Annotated in this window: 1 protein-coding gene and 1 pseudogene; both read right to left on the bottom strand. The window is 77.9% G+C overall.

Annotated features, from left to right (window positions below):
• A partial coding sequence (locus ABD879_RS32615; protein WP_345025648.1) for a phosphatase PAP2 family protein occupies positions 1-631 on the bottom strand: 631 nt, incomplete at its 3' end.
• Between the two features lie 124 nt (positions 632-755).
• Positions 756-1179: pseudogene (locus tag ABD879_RS32610) on the bottom strand (rRNA cytosine-C5-methyltransferase); the annotation flags it as partial.

The raw sequence follows: 1179 nt of genomic DNA, 5'->3' as shown, positions 1-1179 counted from the left end.
GCTCGGCGCGGCCGCCGGCCGCCGCGATCGCGTGCGCCCACGGCGCCGGCCACTGCCAGCCGCCCAGCGCCTCCACCGCGGCCCAGCCGAGCCCGGCGAGGGCCAGCGACACGCCCAGCGCCAGCCCCAGCTGCGCGGGCAGCGGGCGCCGCGTCCACCACGGCACCACCAGCGGCTCCAGGTGCAGCCCGACCGCCAGCAGCACCGCGCCGATCGCGAACCCGGCGACCACCTGGGCGGTCGAATGCACGCCCAGCACCACCCGCGACGCGCCGATCAGGCCGATCATCACCAGGGCGACGGCCCAGGCCGCGCGGCGCAGCGCCGGGCGGCCCGCCGGGGCCTGCGCGGCGGCGAAGCCGCAGAACACCGCCGCGCTCTGGGCGTGCCCGGACGGCATGCCGAACGAGTCGCGCGGCTCGTGCCCGGTGACCGAGGCGTCGGTCCAGAACGGCCGCGGCTCGTGGAAGAACAGCTTCAGCACGGTGTTGAGCACCGAGCCGGCCGCCAGCAGCACCGCGCCCCTGGCCCCCCACCGGGAATCCGCGCACCAGTAGACGAGCACCAGGAGCGACAGGTAGACGCCGCCGCTCCCGATGAACGACACGGCCTCCATGAAATCGGTGAGCACCTCGGACTCCCCCGGGACGTTCCGGTCCGGCAGCCGCCAACGTTACTGAGGCGTCCCCGGTGGAGGCGCCGTCCAACACGCAAAGGTTCCCTGGCCTTACCCGGAGCGGGCCGGAAGGCGGGGCTCAGCGGCGGCGCAGCAGCGCCAGGAACATCGCGTCGGTGCCGTGCCGGTGCGGCCAGAACCGGGCGCAGCCGTCCTCGGCCGCCGCCACGCCGGTCAGGTCGGGCGCGACGGCGGCGAGCGCGGCCGGGGCGTCCAGGCGCTCCACGTCGTCGCGGCCGCGCAGCACGTCGTCCACGACCACGCCGGTCTCGGCCAGGTGCGGCGAGCACGTCACGTAGGCGACCACCCCGCCGGGGCGGACCGCCTCCAGCGCCGACGCCAGCAGCCGGCGCTGCAGCGGCGTCATCTCGGCCACGGCCTCGGGGCCGCGCCGCCACCGCGCCTCGGGGCGGCGCCGCAGCGCGCCCAGGCCGGTGCACGGCGCGTCCAGCACCACCCGGTCGAAGGCGCCGGGGCGCCAGGCGGGGGCGGTGCCGTCGGGG

The organism is Actinomadura keratinilytica, from assembly GCF_039539665.1.
Lineage (GTDB): Bacteria > Actinomycetota > Actinomycetes > Streptosporangiales > Streptosporangiaceae > Spirillospora > Spirillospora keratinilytica.
The sequence above is the reverse complement of the archived record's forward strand: the minus strand, read 5'-3'. Positions and strand labels throughout refer to the sequence as shown.